Annotated in this window: 15 protein-coding genes; 9 read left to right on the forward strand and 6 right to left on the reverse strand. The window is 67.9% G+C overall.

Annotated features, from left to right (window positions below):
* Positions 1 to 72: 72 nt before the first annotated feature.
* On the forward strand, positions 73 to 2,439 hold the full coding sequence (locus J2X58_RS06660) for a phosphoketolase family protein (protein ID WP_310047145.1): 2,367 nt from the start codon (positions 73 to 75) through the stop codon (positions 2,437 to 2,439).
* A complete protein-coding gene (locus J2X58_RS06665; RefSeq protein WP_310047146.1) occupies positions 2,436 to 3,467 on the forward strand; it encodes an acetate/propionate family kinase in 1,032 nt (343 codons plus the stop codon). Before J2X58_RS06660 ends, J2X58_RS06665 begins: the two co-directional genes overlap by 4 nt.
* A 102-nt stretch (positions 3,468 to 3,569) precedes the next feature.
* Here the strand turns inward: J2X58_RS06665 and J2X58_RS06670 are convergent, their stop codons facing one another.
* Complete coding sequence (locus J2X58_RS06670; RefSeq protein WP_310047147.1) at positions 3,570 to 5,087, reverse strand: fumarate hydratase; 1,518 nt, start codon at positions 5,085 to 5,087, stop codon at positions 3,570 to 3,572.
* 118 nt (positions 5,088 to 5,205) lie between these two features.
* Here J2X58_RS06670 and J2X58_RS06675 point away from each other — a divergent pair, with 118 nt between their 5' ends.
* From J2X58_RS06675 to J2X58_RS06695, 5 genes are all read left to right on the forward strand, one after another.
* Positions 5,206 to 6,177 carry a thioredoxin family protein gene (locus J2X58_RS06675; protein WP_310047148.1) on the forward strand — a complete coding sequence of 324 codons (972 nt, stop codon included), beginning with the start codon at positions 5,206 to 5,208 and terminating at the stop codon, positions 6,175 to 6,177.
* Between the two features lie 81 nt (positions 6,178 to 6,258).
* Positions 6,259 to 6,864, forward strand: coding sequence for a PadR family transcriptional regulator (locus J2X58_RS06680; RefSeq protein ID WP_254779041.1), 606 nt, complete (start codon positions 6,259 to 6,261; stop codon positions 6,862 to 6,864).
* Positions 6,861 to 7,610, forward strand: a complete 750-nt coding sequence (locus tag J2X58_RS06685; RefSeq protein WP_310047149.1) for a siderophore-interacting protein — start codon at positions 6,861 to 6,863, stop codon at positions 7,608 to 7,610. The genes J2X58_RS06680 and J2X58_RS06685 overlap by 4 nt, the downstream gene beginning before the upstream one ends.
* 232 nt (positions 7,611 to 7,842) lie before the next feature.
* Positions 7,843 to 9,990, forward strand: a complete 2,148-nt coding sequence (locus J2X58_RS06690; protein WP_310047151.1) for an AsmA family protein — start codon at positions 7,843 to 7,845, stop codon at positions 9,988 to 9,990.
* A gap of 158 nt (positions 9,991 to 10,148) precedes the next feature.
* Positions 10,149 to 11,045: a DMT family transporter gene (locus J2X58_RS06695; RefSeq protein ID WP_310047153.1), complete on the forward strand. Its 897-nt coding sequence runs from the start codon at positions 10,149 to 10,151 to the stop codon at positions 11,043 to 11,045.
* 209 nt (positions 11,046 to 11,254) lie between these two features.
* Here the strand turns inward: J2X58_RS06695 and J2X58_RS06700 are convergent, their stop codons facing one another.
* From J2X58_RS06700 to orn, 4 genes are all read right to left on the reverse strand, one after another.
* Complete coding sequence (locus J2X58_RS06700) at positions 11,255 to 12,193, reverse strand: 2-oxoglutarate and iron-dependent oxygenase domain-containing protein (protein WP_310047154.1); 939 nt, start codon at positions 12,191 to 12,193, stop codon at positions 11,255 to 11,257.
* 64 nt (positions 12,194 to 12,257) lie between these two features.
* Positions 12,258 to 13,661 (reverse strand): phosphoglucosamine mutase, encoded by a 1,404-nt coding sequence (gene glmM / locus J2X58_RS06705; protein WP_310047155.1) that lies wholly within the window; start codon positions 13,659 to 13,661, stop codon positions 12,258 to 12,260.
* A gap of 83 nt (positions 13,662 to 13,744) precedes the next feature.
* A complete protein-coding gene (gene folP, locus J2X58_RS06710; RefSeq protein ID WP_310047156.1) occupies positions 13,745 to 14,650 on the reverse strand; it encodes a dihydropteroate synthase in 906 nt (301 codons plus the stop codon).
* 4 nt (positions 14,651 to 14,654) lie between these two features.
* Complete coding sequence (gene orn, locus J2X58_RS06715) at positions 14,655 to 15,221, reverse strand: oligoribonuclease (RefSeq protein ID WP_090053031.1); 567 nt, start codon at positions 15,219 to 15,221, stop codon at positions 14,655 to 14,657.
* A 105-nt stretch (positions 15,222 to 15,326) separates the two neighbouring features.
* On the opposite strand from orn, the gene sbcB reads away from it, so the two are divergent.
* Together sbcB and J2X58_RS06725 are read left to right on the forward strand one after the other, a co-directional pair.
* On the forward strand, positions 15,327 to 16,751 hold the full coding sequence (gene sbcB / locus J2X58_RS06720; RefSeq protein ID WP_310047158.1) for an exodeoxyribonuclease I: 1,425 nt from the start codon (positions 15,327 to 15,329) through the stop codon (positions 16,749 to 16,751).
* An 8-nt stretch (positions 16,752 to 16,759) separates the two neighbouring features.
* Entirely contained in the window at positions 16,760 to 17,446 is a 687-nt protein-coding gene (locus J2X58_RS06725) for a DUF2461 domain-containing protein (RefSeq protein WP_090053028.1), read from the forward strand.
* Between the two features lie 106 nt (positions 17,447 to 17,552).
* On the opposite strand, the gene J2X58_RS06730 is transcribed toward J2X58_RS06725, so the two are convergent.
* Positions 17,553 to 17,936, reverse strand: a complete 384-nt coding sequence (locus J2X58_RS06730) for a VOC family protein (protein WP_090175664.1) — start codon at positions 17,934 to 17,936, stop codon at positions 17,553 to 17,555.

Consider the following 17,936-nt stretch of genomic DNA (forward strand, 5'->3'; position numbering starts at 1 on the left):
CGACGTTCTTTCACGCCAGGCGAATCCACCCGGGCCTAGGCTGAAGGGCGACCTCGTCGCCTGGAATGTCCCATGACCGATCCGCTTGCGCCCGATCTGCTGCGCCGCATGCACGCCTACTGGCGCGCCGCGAACTATCTCTCCGTCGGCCAGATCTACCTGCGCGACAATCCGCTGCTCGAGGAACCGCTGGGCAAGGAGCACATCAAGCATCGCCTGCTCGGTCACTGGGGAACGACGACCGGACTCAACTTCATCTACACGCACCTGAACCGCGCGATCGTCGAACGCGACCTCGACATGATCTACGTGATCGGCCCGGGCCACGGTGGACCCGGCCTCGTCGCGCACACGTACCTCGAAGGCTCGTACACCGAGGTCTATCCGCACATCGATCGCAGCGCGGCCGGCATGCGCGAGCTGTTCAGGCAGTTCTCGTGGCCGTACGGCATCCCGAGTCATGTGGCCCCGGAAACGCCGGGCTCGATCCATGAAGGCGGCGAACTCGGTTATTCCCTCTCGCATGCGTACGGCGCGGCCTTCGACAATCCGGAACTCATCGTCGCGTGCATCGTCGGCGACGGCGAGGCCGAAACCGGCGCGCTCGCGACGAGCTGGCACTCGAACAAGTTCCTGAACCCCGCGCGCGACGGCGCGGTGCTGCCGATCCTGCACCTCAACGGCTTCAAGATCGCGAACCCCACCGTGCTCGCGCGCATCGAGCCCGACGAGCTGCGCGACCTCATGCGCGGCTACGGCTACGAGCCGCACTTCGTCGAAGGCCACGAGTTCGAACCGATGCACCAGGCCTTCGCCGCGGCGCTCGACCGCTGCCTCGACGAGATCCGCCGCATCCAGGAGAAGGCGCGCGGCGGCGACGCCGACGCGGCCACGCGTCCGCGCTGGCCCATGATCGTGTTCCGGAGCCCCAAGGGCTGGACGGGCCCGAAGGAGGTCGACGGCAAGCCCGTGGAAGGTACGTGGCGCGCGCACCAGGTGCCGATCGCGAAGTTCGAGAACGACGAACACGTCGCGATCCTCGAGCGCTGGATGAAGAGCTACGAGCCGGAAGAGCTCTTCGACGAGCGCGGCCGCTTCCGCGAGGAGTTCGCCTCGCTCGCTCCGACGGGACGCCGACGCATGGGCATGAACCCGCACGCGAACGGCGGGCTGCTGCTGAAGCCCCTGCACATGCCCGACTTCCGCGGTTTCGCCGAGGACGTGAAGACGCCCGGCGATCACAAGTCGGAGGCGACGCGTGTCCTCGGCCGTTTCCTGCGCGAGGTGATGCGGCAGAACATGGATACCTTCCGCCTGTTCGGCCCCGACGAGACGGCCTCGAACCGGCTCGAGGCGGTGTACGAAGCCAGCGGCAAGACATGGCTGGCCGAAACGGAAAGCGTCGACGAGAACCTCTCGCCGGCCGGGCGCGTGATGGAGGTGCTGAGCGAGCACCAATGCCAGGGCTGGCTCGAGGGCTACCTGCTGACGGGCCGGCATGGCTTCTTCTCGTGCTACGAGGCCTTCATCCACATCATCGATTCCATGTTCAACCAGCACGCGAAGTGGCTGAAGGTGACGCGCAAGATGGCGTGGCGCCCGCCGATCGCGTCGCTGAACTACCTGCTGAGCTCGCACGTGTGGCACCAGGACCACAACGGCTTCTCGCACCAGGATCCGGGCTTCATCGACCACGTCGCCAACAAGAAATCGGAGATCGTGCGCGTCTACCTTCCTCCGGACGCGAACTGCCTGCTTTCGGTCGCCGACCATTGCCTGCGCAGCCGCCATTACGTCAACGTGATCGTGGCCGGCAAGCAGCCCGACTGGCAGTGGCTGGACATGGAGAGCGCCGTGCGCCATTGCACGGCCGGCGCGGGGATCTGGGAATGGGCAGGACGCGGCGGAGACGATCCGGACGTGGTCATGGCCTGCGCGGGCGACGCGCCGACGGTGGAGACGCTCGCCGCGGTGATGCTGCTGCGCGAGTACGTGCCCGACATCCGCATCCGCGTGGTCAACGTGGTCGACCTGATGTCGCTGGAAACGCCCGACGAACATCCGCACGGCATGGACGACGAGCAGTTCGACGGCCTGTTCACGAAGGATCGTCCGGTGATCTTCGCCTTCCATGGCTACCCCGGCATCATCCACAAGCTGACCTATCGCCGGCACAACCACGACAACATCCACGTGCGCGGCTACAAGGAAGAAGGCACGACCACCACCGCGCTCGACATGATGGTGCTGAACAACATGGACCGCTTTCAGCTCGCGCTCGACGCGATCAACCGCATACCGCGCCTGGCGGGCGAACGCGAAAAGGCGGCACAGCGCTACTGGTCGGACATCGAGCGGCACAAGCTCTACGTCAGCGAACACGGGCAGGACCTGCCCGACGTGCGCGACTGGCAGTGGAAGGCCGAGGAGGCCTCGTGAGTCGCGCCGGGCACGTGCTGGCCCTCAACACGGGCTCGTCGTCGCTGAAATACGGGCTCTATCGTGTGGAAGGCGACATGTGCGAGGCACTCTTCGCCGACCAGACCGACGCGCCGGGCGGTGACGCGGACCCGGTGGCGGCGATCGTCGATGCCCTGCGCACGCGTTCGCTGCCCACGCCGGACGCCGTCGGGCACCGTCTCGTGCATGGCGGGCCGAACATCCGCCGGCATGCGCGTATCGATGATGCCCTGATGGCGCACCTGGAAGAGGCGAAGGCGTTCGCGCCGCTGCACGTTCCCCCGGCGGTCGAGATGGTGAAACGGGCGCGCAAGGCATTCCCCGATGCGCCGCAGGTCGCCTGTTTCGACACGGCGTTCCACGCCACCATGCCCGCCGTCGCGCGCGCCCTGCCCCTTCCCGCCGATCTTCGCGAGGGCGGTATCGAGCGTTACGGGTTCCACGGGCTGTCGTACGAATCGATCGTGCGGAAGCTGGGGCCTTCGATGCCGTTGCGCGTCGTGATCGCGCACCTGGGCAACGGCGCGAGCCTGTGCGCGGTGCGTGATGGCGAATCGGTGGATACGACGATGGGTCTGACGCCCACGGGCGGCATCGTGATGGGCACGCGGCCGGGCGATCTGGATCCCGGCGTGCTGCTGTACCTGATGCGCGAACGCGGCTACGACGCGAAACGCCTCGAGTTGCTGGTCGACCGAGAGTCGGGCCTGAAGGGTCTTTCGGGCGGCATCAGCGACATGCGCAAGCTGCGCGAGTCGCACGACGCGGCGGCGACGCTGGCGCGCGATGTGTTCGTGCATGTCGCACGCAAGCACGTCGCGGCGATGGTGGCGTCGCTGGGCGGTCTCGACCTGCTGGTGTTCACCGGTGGCATCGGCGAGAACGACGCGGCCACGCGGGATGCGATCCTAGCGGGACTGCAGTGGTTCGGCGACTTCGAGGTTCGCGTGATCGCGACGGAAGAGGACGAACAGATCGCGAGGCACACCTGGCGCCTCGCTTCGTAGGAGCGCGCCCTGCGCGCGACATCTTCTCGCCGTGAGCCGCAGGTCCTGTTGCTCACGGCTTCAACAGATGTCGCGCGCAGGGCGCGCTCCTACAGGGTGGCGTCAGACGACGACCACGGGGATCTTCCCGATCTTCGAACGCCATTCCTTCGGGCCCGTCTCGTGCACCGACGTGCCGGCGCTGTCGACCGCGACCGTCACCGGCATGTCCTTGACCTCGAACTCGTAGATCGCCTCCATGCCGAGGTCTTCGAACGCGAGCACGCGCGAGGCCTTGATCGCCTTGGAGACGAGATATGCCGAGCCGCCGACGGCCATCAGGTACACGGCCTTGTTGTCGCGGATCGCCTCGATCGCGGCCGGACCGCGCTCGGACTTGCCGACCATGCCCAGCAGGCCCGTCGTCTCGAGCATCTGGCGCGTGAACTTGTCCATGCGCGTGGCCGTGGTCGGGCCGGCCGGACCGACGACCTCGTCGCGCACCGGATCGACCGGACCGACGTAGTAGATGAAGCGGTTGGTGAAATCGACGGGCAACGTTTCGCCGCGGTTGAGCATGTCGACCATGCGCTTGTGCGCGGCGTCGCGGCCCGTGAGCAGCTTGCCGTTGAGCAGGATCGTCTCGCCCGGTTTCCAGCTCTGCACGTCCTCGCGGGTGATCGTGTCGAGGTCCACGCGACGGCCCTTCGAGGCGTCGTACGTGAGCTTCGGCCAGTCTTCCAGCGACGGCGGATCGAGCGCGACCGGGCCGGAGCCGTCCAGCACGAAGTGCGCGTGGCGCGTGGCGGCGCAGTTCGGGATCATCGCCACGGGCAGGTTCGCCGCGTGCGTCGGGTAATCCTTCACCTTGATGTCGAGCACGGTGGTGAGGCCACCCAGGCCCTGCGCGCCGATGCCGAGCGCGTTGACCTTCTCGTAGAGCTCGAGGCGCAGTTCCTCCGCGCGGTTCGACGGGCCGCGCGCGATCAGGTCGACGATGTCGATCGGCTCCATCAGCGCTTCCTTCGCCAGCAGCATCGCCTTCTCGGCGGTACCGCCGATGCCGATGCCGAGCATGCCCGGCGGGCACCAGCCGGCGCCCATCGTCGGCACGGTCTTCAGCACCCAGTCGACGATGGAGTCGGACGGGTTGAGCATCGCGAACTTCGACTTCGCTTCGGAGCCGCCGCCCTTGGCGGCGACGATGACGTCGACCTTGTCGCCCGGCACCACCGAGACGCTCACCACGGCCGGCGTGTTGTCGCGCGTGTTCATGCGCTTGCCCGCCGGATCGGCGAGCACCGAGGCGCGCAGCTTGTTGTCCGGGTGGTTATACGCGCGGCGCACGCCCTCGTTGACCATGTCCTCGACGCCCATGGTGGCGTCGTCCCAGCGCACGTTCATGCCGATCTTGAGGAACACGGTGACGATGCCGGTGTCCTGGCAGATCGGCCGGTGGCCCTCGGCGCACATGCGCGAATTGATCAGGATCTGGGCGATGGCGTCCTTCGCCGCCGGGGATTCCTCGCGCTCGTACGCGGCCGAGAGGTTCCGGATGTAATCCACCGGGTGGTAGTACGAGATGTACTGGAGGGCGTCGGCGACGCTGGTGATGAGGTCGTCCTGCTTGATCGAGGTCATGGCGCTACGGCTGGCTCGCGAGGCTGGCAAAGACCACGATTTTAACGCACCCGGGCGTGTAAGGTGCCGCTGCCCCGTCCGGTCTTCTTCCGGTACCCGCCAGAACCCTGGAGTCTCCATGCGCCACCCGTTCCGTTCCGCCTTCCTCGTCGTCGCCCTCGCCGCCACGGCACTGGGACTGGCGCGCCCTGCCGCCGCGGCGCAGACCGCGCCGGAGTTCGCCGGCATCGCCACCTGGCAGAACTCGAAGCCGCTGACCATGAAGCAGCTGCGCGGCAAGGTCGTGCTGATCGATTTCTGGGCCTATTCCTGCATCAACTGCCTGCGCACCCTGCCCCACGTGACCCGCTGGTACGACCAGTACAAGGACAAGGGCCTGGTCGTCGTGGGCGTGCATTCGCCGGAATTCCCGTTCGAGAAGCAGGAAGGCAACGTCCGCGACGCCATCAAGCGGTACAACATCCACTACCCCGTGGCGCAGGACAACGACCTAGCCACCTGGGACGCCTGGGACAACCAGTACTGGCCCGCCGAGTACCTCGTCGACCAGCGCGGCAACGTCGTCGCCCATCACTTCGGCGAGGGCAACTACGCCGAGATGGAGAACGCGATCCGCACCCTGCTCGGCCTGCCGCGCCTCGACGCCGCGGCCGCGGGCGAGGACAAGGACGCCCCCGACTTCACGCAGCTGGGTTCGCCGGAGATGTACTTCGGCAGCGACCGCAGCCAGAACAACGCCAGCCCCGAGGGTTCCCGCGGCGGCACGCGCGACTTCACCGCCCCGTCGCGCCTCGACCTGAACAAGTTCGCGCTCGTGGGCCGCTGGGAGATCGGCCGGCAGAACGCGACGCTGGAAGGCCCGTCCGGTGAGATCCGCCTGCACTTCAAGGCGAAGAAGGTCCACATGGTGGCCAGCGCGAACGATCCGGTGACCGTGGAGGTGCTGGTGGACGGCAAGCCGCAGGCGCCCGTCACGATCCAGGCCTCGCAGCTGTACACGCTGTACACCGCCACCGACTACAAGGACCACGTGCTGACGATCCGGATTCCCAAGGCGAATTTCCACGCGTTCACCTTCACGTTCGGCTGAGGCCCTCCTCCACCCCTCTTGCGTGACTGTTACTTGCGATATATCGTACGTGCACTACGTACGATATATCGGAGTATGCCCATGCACTTTTTCCACCACGCGCGGCACCGCCTCCACGAGCAGATGCACGCGATCGGTCGCGGTGGCGGCCGCTTCGGCGGCAGTCCCTTCGAATTCGACGACCGCGAGGGCGGCCGCGGCGGTCGCGGCGGCGGCCGTTTCGGCGGCCGGATGTTCGGCACCGGCGATCTGCGGCTCCTGCTCCTGGCCCTCATCGAGGAGCAGCCCCGCCACGGCTACGAGCTGATCCGCACCATCGAGGAGATGTTCGACGGCCAGTACAGCCCGAGCCCCGGCGCGATCTACCCCACCCTGACGATGCTCGAGGAGCTCGGCTATGCCCGGGTGGAAGCCGAGACGGGCGGCAAGAAGCTCTACGCGATCACCGATGCCGGCCGCGCCTTTCTCGCCGAGAACCGCGACAGCCTCGAGGCCCTGACCGAGCGGCTGCAGGTAATGTCGCGCCACATGCGCCGCATGAGCGTGCCGGAAGAGGTGCGCGAGGCCATGCACCGCCTGAAGTACCAGCTGATCAACCATCACAAGGCGTGGGACGCCGCGGAGATCGCGCGCGTCGCGAAGCTCGTCGACGCCGCCGCCAAAGCCGTGGGAGAGCGCCAGCCATGACGGAACGCCATGCGATCACCCGCGTACGCCATCCTCTGAAGATGCGTCGGCTCGAGGTGGCGCGGGTGGAGAACCTCACGCCGCACATGGTCCGCGTGACGCTGACGGGACCCGATCTCGAAGGCTTCGTTTCCGCCGCGCCGGACGACCATGTGAAGCTGTTCTTCGCCACCTCGGACGGCTCCCTGAACCTGCCGACGTTCGGCGACAACGGACCGGTGTACGCGGACGGCGAGCACTCGCCCTCCCGCGATTACACGCCGCGCCGTCACGATCCCATCGCCAACGAACTCGACATCGACTTCGTCATCCATGGTGACGGCCCGGCGTCGAGCTGGGCCGAAACGGCCCGACCCGGTGACGTGCTGCACGTGGGCGGCCCCCGTGGATCGATGGTCGTGCCCGACGATTACGACCATTACGTGCTGGTGGGCGATGCGACGGCCTTGCCCGCGATCGGGCGATGGCTGGAGGAGATGCCGGCGAGCCGGGAGGTCATCGTGTTCGTCGAGGTCGCATCCCCCGCCGAGCGCCAGACGCTCGCACGCGACGTGCGCTGGTTCGTGCCCGGCGAGTCGCCGACGCTCGACGAGGCGCTCGCCGCGCTGCCGATCCCTCCGGGCGATACGTTCTGGTGGGTCGCCACCGAGTCGAAGCGGGCGCGGGCATTGCGGTCGTTGCTCGTCGAGACGCGCGGCATCGACAAGGACTGGGTCAAGGCCACCGGTTACTGGCAGGCCGCCTGACCGTGCAGTCACGCGGTAGGAGCGCGCCCTGCGCGCGACATGTTTTGAGGCCGTGGGCGTCAGGACCTGATGCTCTTCGCGAGAAGCTGTCGCGCGCAGGGCGCGCTCCTACCTGGCGGGGCCGGCGTCTTCCCGCCAATTTCACTTCCCTTAATTCTTCCTGCCCGCGAACACATAACCTTGGCGGCTCGCGCGTTAACCCTATGCGCGTTATGGGATCGGGAGCGGCACGATGCGGCGTGGCAGGAAAATTCTGGCGTGGGTTCTCGGGATCGTCGTCCTGCTCGTCGTGGCGGTCATTCTGTTCATCGCCTTCTTCGACTGGAACCGGCTGAAGCCGACCATCAACGAAAAGGTGTCCGAGGCGATCGGGCGGCCCTTCGCGATCAACGGCGACCTCTCCGCGAGCTGGTCGCGCGAGCCCGGTGAAGGCGGCCTGGTCGGTCTGATTCCCTGGCCGCATTTCACCGCGCGAGACATCACGGTGGCGAACCCCGAGTGGGCGAAGGACAAGCACTTCGCCACGCTGGAGACGATCCAGTTCCGTCTCTCGCCCTTCCCGCTCATCGCCCACCGCATCGTCGTGCCCGAGATTCGCCTCGGCCAGCCGCGCATGGCGCTGCAGCGCGCGAAGAACGGCGACAACACCTGGACGTTCAAGCTCCCCGAGAGCACGGGCCCGTCCGAGTGGCAGCTCGAACTCAACGCGATCGCCTTCGACAAGGGGCACATCGATTTCTCCGACGCGACGAACCAGATCGTCATGGGGATCGACGTGACGCCGCTGGGCAAGGGCATTCCGTTCGACGAGATCATGGCGCAGCAGGAGAAGGATGCCCGCGCGCAGGCGAAGAAGACGACCGGTGCCAGCGCGAAGACGATGGCGAAGAGCGACGCCGACGAGAAGGACCGTCAGGACCAGACCAAGAAGAGCCAGGTCTATCAGTTCGCATGGGACGCCAAGGGCACCTACAAGAAGTCGACCGTCTCCGCCAAGGCGCGGACCGGCGGGGTGCTCGCGCTTCGCGATGCCGCTCGTCCCTTCCCGGTCCAGGCCGATGCGCGCTTCGGCGACACGCATATCGCCTTCGTCGGCACGCTGACCGACCCGGTCAACATGGGCGCCCTCGACGTGCGCCTGTGGTTCTCGGGCACGAGCATGTCGCATCTTTACGACCTCACCGGCGTCACGCTGCCGGATACGCCGCCCTTCGCGACCGAGGGGCATCTCAAGGCGAACCTGAAGAAGGGCGCCAGCGTGTTCACGTACGAGAACTTCACCGGGCGCGTCGGCGGCAGCGATCTTGGCGGCAGCCTTACCTTCGACACCGGCGGCGCGCGGCCGAAGCTCAGCGGCAACCTGAAATCGAACCAGCTGCTCTTCGCCGACCTGGCACCCCTCGTGGGCGGCGGCTCGGACGAGGAGAAGGCGGAGCGCGGCGACGCGGTGAAGCAGCCGCCCGACAAGGTGCTGCCCGTCGAACCGTTCAAGACGGACCGCTGGAACGCGATGGATGCCGATGTCACGTTTACCGGAGTCAAGATCGTCCACGGCGAACGGCTGCCGTTCGAGAACGTGTCCACGCACCTGATCATGAAGGATGCGGTGCTCACGCTCGACCCGCTGAAATTCGGCGTCGCCGGCGGCACGGTGGGCAGCAACATGCGCCTCGACGGTTCGAAGACGCCGATGCGCGGCGGCTTCAACCTCGGCGCGCGACACCTCAAGCTGAAGGAACTCTTCCCAACGTTCGCGCCGATGCAGACGAGCTTCGGCGAGCTCAACGGCGACGCGTCCCTGACCGCCGTCGGCAATTCGCCGGCCGCACTGCTCGGCTCCTCGAACGGTGAGGTGAAGCTGCTGATCAACGACGGCGCCATCAGCGGCTCGCTGCTGGAGCTGGCCGGCCTCAACGTGGGCAGCTACGCGGTGACGAAGCTGTTCGGCGACGACGTGGTGAAGATCAACTGCATGGCGGCCGATCTGGTGGCGACGGACGGCGTCATGGAATCGCGTCTGTTCGCGTTCGACACCGAGAAGGCGTTGATCAACGTGACGGGCAACGTGAACTTCCGCGACGAGAAGCTCGATCTCGACATCGTGCCGCACACCAAGGGCTTCCGCCTGTTCTCGCTGAGATCGCCGCTGTACGTGCACGGGACGTTCAAGAATCCCGCGCCGGGCGTGCACGCCGGTCCGTTGATCCTGCGCGCGGGCGGCGCAGCCGCCCTTGCAGTGTTCGCCGCTCCCGTGGCGGCCCTGGGCGCGCTGGCCGTGCCGGAGAGCGGCAAGGCCGACGCCACGCAGTGCGAGCCGTTGCTCGACGATCTGAAGCGCAGCCCGCCGAAGGCGCCGCCGGCGGGTAAGTCGGCGCGCTGATACCCGCTCCGATCGGTAGGAGCGCGCCCTGCGCGCGACATCTCTTGAGGCCGTGAGCTACAGGGCCTGTTGCTCCCCGCGAGAAGCTGTCGCGCGCAGGGCGCGCTCCTACCGTCGGCGGCTGTTCAGTACGGCGACGTTCGGGCAATCTTCCCCGCATGTCGCCTTCCCGCATCGCCCACTGGCAAATCCATTTCTGCGTCCTGCTCTGGGGCTTCACGGCCATCCTCGGCAAGCTGATCGCCCTGCCCGCGTTGCCGCTGGTGTGGTGGCGCATGTTGCTGGTGTCGGGCACGCTGCTCTGCGTGCCGCGCGTCTGGCGCGGCCTGCGTGCCATGCCGGCGCGTCTGCTGTTCTCCTACGCCGGCATCGGCGTCATCGTCGCGCTGCACTGGCTCACCTTCTACGGCGCCATCAAGCTCGCCAACGCCTCGGTGGCGGCCACGTGCATCGCGCTATGCCCGGTGTTCCTCGCCCTGGTGGAGCCCTGGATCGCGGGGCGCCGCTTCGATCCGCGTGAATTGATGATCGGCGCGGCGGTGGTGCCCGGCGTCGCGCTCGTGGCCGGCGGACTGCCGGGCGAGATGCGGCTCGGCCTTGCGATCGGCGTGCTGTCGGCGCTCTTCGTGGCGTTCTTCAGCGCGTTGAACAAGCGGCTCGTCGATCGCGCCGACGCGCTGACCGTCACCTGTGTCGAACTCGGCACCGGTACCGTATTCCTGACTTTGCTTGCGCCCTTCATCGCCGCGCCCGCCTTTCCGCTTCCGGACGCCCACGACGGCGCGCTGCTGCTCGTGCTCGCCTTTGGCTGCACGCTGCTGCCCTTCGCGCTGGCGCTGTCCGCGTTGCGCCACCTGTCCGCCTTCGCCACGCAGATGGTGACGAACCTCGAGCCGGTCTATGCGATCGTGCTGGCGATTCCGCTGCTCGGCGAGCAGCGGGAGCTGGGGTGGACGTTCTACACGGGTGTCGCGATCATCCTGGTCGCCGTGTTCGCTCATCCGTGGCTGCATCGCGGGGATCGAGCGGAGGCTGGGGATCTGGTGGCACCCTAGCGGTCGAGATGGTTGGCTCAGGCGCGGCCGCGCGCCTTCATCGTGCGCTGGCGACGGGCGCGCTGCGCCGCCGACCGCGTCGACGTTTTCCGGGGTGACGAGCGCTTGGCTCGCACGGGCGGGCTGGAGGGTTTCACGGGATGCTCCGGGAGAGGGTCCGGGAGGATCGATGCTGCGACCCGCCCGGTGAATATCCCGCTAAGAAGGCGTCAGATGAGTTTGATTTCGCGCAGGCGTTCCTGCAGGTACTCGTGCGCCGTGATCGGTTCCGGATAACGCTTCGGATTGTCCGGCGTGACGCAGGATTCCAGCACCTCGAGCACGACATCCGGGTTTGGATGCAGGAAGAATGGCACGGAGTAGCGCGGCTTGCGTGCGGCGTCGCCGTCCGTCGGGTTCGTCACGCGGTGCGTCGTCGACGGATACACATGGTTGGTGAGGCGCTGGAGCATGTCGCCGATGTTCACCACGATGGCGTCGCCTTCGGTCGTGATCGGCAGCCACTCGCCTTCGCGCGTCTTCACTTCCAGGCCAGCCGTGCTCGCGCCGACGAGCAGCGTGATGAAGTTGATGTCCTCGTGCGCGCCGGCGCGTACGTTCGGGATGTCGCCTTCCGGAATCGGCGGGTAATGGATTGGGCGCAGGATCGAGTTGCCCGAGTCGATCTTGTCGTCGAAGAACTTCTCCGGCAGGCCGATGTGCAGCGCCAGCGCGCGCAGCACACGCGAGCCGAGCTGGTCGAGCTGCTGGTAGATGCCGTAACCCTTGTCCTTGAACGCCGGCACTTCCGACGGCCACACGTTCGGCGGCATCACGTCGGCGTACTTCGAATCGCGCGGGATCTCGCGGCCGATGTGCCAGAACTCCTTGAGGTCGGCGAACTTGCTGTCCTTCGCGGTCTCCACCTTGAACGGCGTGTAGCCGCGCGCACCGCCACCGCCAGGAACGTGGTACTTGCGCTTGGTGTCGTCGGGCAGCGCGAAGAAGGCCTTGAACGCGTCGTACGCGCCGTCGATGGCTTCCTTCGGAATGCCGTGACCGCTGATGCAGCAGAAACCGAATTCGCGGTAGGCGGCGCCGATCTCGGCGACGAAGGCCTCGCGATCGGTGTCGTAGCGGCGGATATCGAGGGTGGGAACCGTCTTCATGATGTACCTGCGTGGCAGCGTGACGAGGCCGGCGCGTGAATCGCGCCGGACGCTCGCTCGTGGGTCAGGCCGTCGCCTGGGCCGCCGATTTTACGGCCTCGGCCAGCTGCCCCGCCAGACGGTCGACCTCGGCCGCGTCGGCGGCCTCGATCGTGACGCGGACCAGCGGCTCGGTGCCGGAGGCCCGCAGGACGACCCGGCCGCGGCCTTCCAGCGCGGTTTCGACCTCCGCCAGCGCCTGTTTCACCGCGTCGGACTTCAACGCTTCCTTCGCCCCCTGGACGCGGACGTTGACCATGGTCTGCGGCAGCTTGACCAGGCCCGAGCGCGCCTCGGCGAAGGTTTCGCCCGATTCCGCCAGCGCCTCGAGCAGCGCCAGGGCGGCCACCACGCCGTCGCCGGTGGTGAAGCGGTCGAGGCAGAGGATGTGGCCCGACGTCTCGCCGCCCAGCACGCCGCCGTGTTCCTTCAGCTGCTGGAGAACGTAGCGGTCGCCGACGTTGGCGCGCACGAAGGGGATGTCCAGCTGTTTCAGCGCGCGCTGGAGGCCGTAATTGCTCATCAGCGTGCCGACGACCGGGCCAGGGAGCGCGGCCTTCGTCTTCCAGTGCCGGGCGATCACGTAGAGCATGTCGTCGCCATCGGTGACCGTGCCGTCACGGTCGACGACGCGGACGCGGTCGCCGTCGCCGTCGAAGGCGATGCCGAGGTCGGCGCCGCGCTCCACGACGGTGCGGGCCAGCGATTCCGGGTCGGTGGAGCCGACGCCGCGGTTGATGTTGAGGCCGTCCGGCTCGGCGCCGATGGTCGAGACCTCCGCGCCGAGGTCGCGGAAGACCTTCGGTGCCACCTGGTAAGTGGCGCCGTGCGCGCAGTCGAGCACGATGCGCATGCCGGCCAGCGAGAAATCGTCGGAGACGGTGGACTTGCAGAACTCGGCGTAGCGGGTGACGGCGTCGTCCACGCGGCTGGCCTTGCCCAGCGCCTCGGACGCGACGGTCGCGAACTCGGCGTCCAGTTCGGCTTCGATCTCGGCCTCGAGGTCGTCGTCGAGCTTTTCGCCCTGGCCGGAAAAGAACTTGATGCCGTTGTCCTGGTGCGGATTGTGCGAGGCGCTGATCACGATGCCGGCATCCGCACGCAGGGAACGCGTGAGATAGGCAACGCCGGGCGTCGGCATCGGGCCGAGCAGGCGCACGTCGGCGCCCGACGCGACCAGTCCGGCTTCGAGGGCGGATTCGAACATGTAGCCGGACACCCGGGTGTCCTTGCCGATGACGACCATCACCTTGCGATTGTGGTCGCGGCGGTCGGGTCCGGCGCCCGGCGGCCGGCGGTCAGCGGCGCGGCGGCGCGCCAGCACGGCGCCGGCGGCGCGTCCCAGCCGCAGGATGAAATCCGCGCTGATCGGGTACGTGCCGACGTGACCGCGGATGCCGTCCGTGCCGAAATACTTGCGTTCGCTCATGGTGTTGTCGTCCTTACTTCCGGATCGGGCGAGGATACTCCCATGGAGCACCACGGGAGCGGCCACGGATCGGGCGTGGCGGATCAGTCGTCGTCCGGCCAGCGGGGCATGGCGGGCCGGTCGTGGCCGGGCGCGGTGTCGCCGGCCTTGACGGCGGCCCAGACCGCCAGGGCGTCGACCGTGGCGGCGACGTCGTGGACCCGGACCATGACGGCGCCGCGCTGCACGCCGATCAGGGCGGCGGCGACGGAGCCGTGGACCCGGTCCGTGGGCGTCTGGCGCCCCGTCAGGGCGCCGATCATCGACTTGCGCGACAGGCCGATGTACGCGCCGGCGCCGAGCTCGGCGAAGCGGGCCGTGGCGCGCAGCAGCGCGAGGTTGTGCTCGAGGTTCTTGCCGAACCCGAAACCCGGGTCGACCAGCACACGGCGGCGGTCGATGCCGGCCAGTTCGCAGGCGAACAGGCGATCGGTCAGGAAGCGGTGGACCTCGCCGACCACGTCGTCGTACGCCGGCTCCTGCTGCATGGAGCGCGGCTCGCCCTGCATGTGCATGAGGCACACGGGCACGCGCAGGTCCGCGGCGGCGTCGAGCGCACCCTCGCGACGCAGGGCGTACACGTCGTTGATCATGCCGGCGCCCGCGCCGACGGCCGCGCGCATCACCTCGGGCTTCGAGGTGTCGATGGCGATGGGCAGCGTGGTCGCGGCGGCGAGGCGCTCGATCAGCGGCACGACGCGGCGGATCTCTTTCTCGACCGGCACCTCGTCGGCGCCTGGCCGTGTCGATTCGCCGCCGACGTCCAGCATGTCCGCGCCCTCTTCCGCCAGCCGCATGGCATGCGCATAGGCGGCCTCGAGCGTGTCGTGGCGGCCGCCGTCCGAGAACGAATCGGGCGTGACGTTGACGATGCCGACGACACGCGGACGATCGAGCGACAGCACGCGTCCGTTGCAGTCGAGCACGGTGGCGAACGGATCGACGTTCATGCGGTCAGCCCGGCTGCTGGCCGCCGAGCGCGCCCATGAAGCGGCGGTAGTGGCGGAGCTCGTCGATGGAATCGCGGATGTCGGACAGCGCGGTGTGCGCCGAGTCCTTGCTGAAGCCGCGCGCGATCTCGGGCGACCAGCGGCGCGACAGCTCCTTCAGCGTGGAGACGTCGAGGTTGCGGTAATGGAAGTAGCGCTCGAGCTGCGGCATCTCGCGATGCAGGAAGCGGCGGTCCTGGCAGATCGAATTGCCGCACATCGGCGACTTCCCGGCGGGCACCCATTCCTTGAGGAACGCGATGGTCGCGGCCTCGGCCTGCTCCAGCGTGTCGTCGGATTCGACGGCGCGGGCCCACAGACCCGAACGGCCGTGCTGGTTGCGGTTCCAGGCGTCCATCTGCTGGAGGCGCGCGTCGGTTTGCGAGATGGCGAACACCGGCCCCTCGGCGAGGACGTTCAGGTCCTTGTCCGTCACGATCGTGGCGATTTCGAGGATGGAGTCGTTGTCGGTATCCAGTCCCGTCATCTCCAGGTCGATCCAGATGAGGTTGTCGTCGTTCGCTGGTGTCATGGGCGCTCCTTGAATGCCGCCGAGTCTAACCCGGCGGGGGCCGGCCTGTATCGCAGACGACAGTTGCGGGCCGTACCGGTGAACGGAACGTGAGATCATCCGCGGATGGCCGAACCGACCTTCTTCTGGCACGACTACGAAACCTTCGGCGCCGATCCGCGGCGCGACCGGCCCAGCCAGTTCGCCGGCATCCGCACCGACGCGGACCTGCGGATCGTCGGCGAGCCCGTGATGATCTACTGCCGCCCGCCGCGCGACATGCCGCCGCAGCCCGCGGCGTGCCTGATCACCGGCATCGCGCCCCAGCTGACCGAGCGCGAGGGGATGTCCGAGGCCGCCTTCGCCGCCGCGATCCACGACGAGATCGCCCGGCCCGGCACCTGCACGGTGGGATACAACTCGCTGCGCTTCGACGACGAGTTCACCCGGCACCTCCTGTACCGGAACTTCTACGATCCGTACGGGCGCGAGTGGGAGAACGGCAACTCGCGCTGGGACCTGATCGATCTGGTCCGCATGTGCCAGGCCCTGCGTCCCGAGGGCATCGTCTGGCCGACGCGCGACGACGGCACGCCCAGTTTCAAGCTCGAGCACCTGGCCACCGCCAACGGCCTCAAGCAGGATCGCGCGCACGACGCGCTCTCCGACGTCGAGGCCCTGATCGGCCTGGCACGCCTCATCCGCACGCACCAGCCGAAGCTCTGGGACTGGTACTACGCCCTGCGCCGCAAGCAGCGGGTGTTCGAATTGCTGGACGTCGCCGCGATGACGCCCGTCGTGCACGTCTCCTCGCGCTACCCCGCCAGCCGCCACTGCCTGACCGTGATCGCGCCGCTCGCGGCGCACCCGACACGCGCGGGCGAGGTGATCGTCTACGACCTGAGCGCCGATCCGACCGACCTGCTGACCCTCGACAGCGACGACATCGCCGATCGCGTGTTCGTCGCGCGGGCCGACCTGCCGGAAGGCGTGGAGCGCATCGCGTTGCGCACGGTGCGCGCGAACCACGCGCCCGCGCTCGCGCCGCTGTCGGTGCTCAAGGGTGCCGACCACGGCCGCCTGGGCATCGACATGGGCGCCGTGGAGCGGCACCTCGACGCGTTGCGCGGTAGCGACGGCCTGGCGGAGAAGCTGCGCCGCGTGTACGCGAAGGCGTCGGACCTGCCGCCTGCCGAAGACCCGGAGCTCGCCCTCTACGGATCGTTCCTTCCGGACGCCGATCGCCGCCTCCTCGCCGACGTGCGCGCGACCCCGCCGGACCAGCTCGGCACCCGCTCGTTCCCCTTCCGCGACGCGCGCTACCCCGAACTGCTGTTCCGCTACCGCGCGCGGAACTGGCCGGAGACGCTCAGCCTGGAGGAACACGCGCGCTGGGAAGCCTTCCGCGTCGACCGGCTGACCCGGCACGGCCCGCTCACCACGCTCACCCTCGACGAATACACCACCGAACTCGCCACCCTGCGCGCCCTGCCCGGCGCCCCGCTCGCCCTGCTCGACGAGCTGGAAGCGTGGGGCGAGGAACTCCGCTGACGACCGCCATGCCGAAACCCTATTTCACCCCCGCCACCTTCCGCTTCTTCCGATCCCTCGTCCGCAACAACAATCGCGAGTGGTTCCACGACCACAAGGACGACTACGAGCGCCACGTGCGCGAGCCCTTCCTCGCCCTGATCGGCGACCTGGCCGCGCCGCTGGCGAAGATCAGCCCGCACTTCCGCGCCGACACGCGGAAGGTCGGCGGATCGCTATACCGCATCCATCGCGACACGCGCTTCGCGAACGACAAGCAGCCGTACAAGGGCTGGCAGGGCTCGCGGTTCTTCCACGAGCGCCGGCACGAGATCCAGGCGCCGGGTTTCTACCTGCACATCCAGCCCGGCGAATGCTTCGTCGGCGGCGGCATGTGGCATCCGGAACCGCCGGTGCTGAAAAAGCTGCGCGAGTTCCTCGCGGACAACCCGGGCGCGTGGAAACGCGCCACGCACACGAAGGCCTTCCAGGAACGGTTCTCGTTCTGGGGCGAAAGCCTCACGCGCCCGCCGCGCGGGTTCGATCCGGGCCACGAGCTGATCGAGGACCTGAAGCGGAAGAACTTCGCCGCCGGCCAGGACTTCGACGAGGCGATGGCATGCTCGGCCGAACTGCTGCCCTTCGTGATCGACAACTTCAAGCGGCTCGCACCGATGGTCGACTACCTGTGCGCGGCGCAGGAACTCGAGTTCTGAGGCCTGCCCGGTGGTAGGAGCGCGCCTTGCGCGCGACAGCTTTCGAGGCCTTGAGCAACAGGCCCTGTTGCTCATCGCGAAAAACTGTCGCGCGCAAGGCGCGCTCCTACAGTTCGTACAGCTCGATCGGCAGATCGTCCGGGTCGGCGAAGAACGTGAAACGCCGGCCGGTGTATTCGTCGACGCGGATCGGCTCGCACGGCACACCGTGCCCCGCCAGCTTCGCGACCGCCGCGTCGATGTCCGTCACGGTGAAGGCCAGGTGCCGCAATCCCTGCGCTTCGGGCCTCGAAGGCCGCTTCGGCGGCGACGGGAACGAGAACAGCTCCAGCTGTACGCCCGGGCTGACTTCCAGGTCGAGCTTCCACGAATCGCGCGCCTCGCGGTACGCCTCGTGGATCACGCGCAGTCCCAGCACCTCGGTGTAGAACGCCTTGGAGCGCGCGTAATCGGAACAGATGAGCGCGACATGGTGGATGGCTTCGAGCAT

It is taken from the genome of Luteibacter sp. 3190 (assembly GCF_031456385.1).
Classification (GTDB): Bacteria; Pseudomonadota; Gammaproteobacteria; order Xanthomonadales; family Rhodanobacteraceae; genus Luteibacter.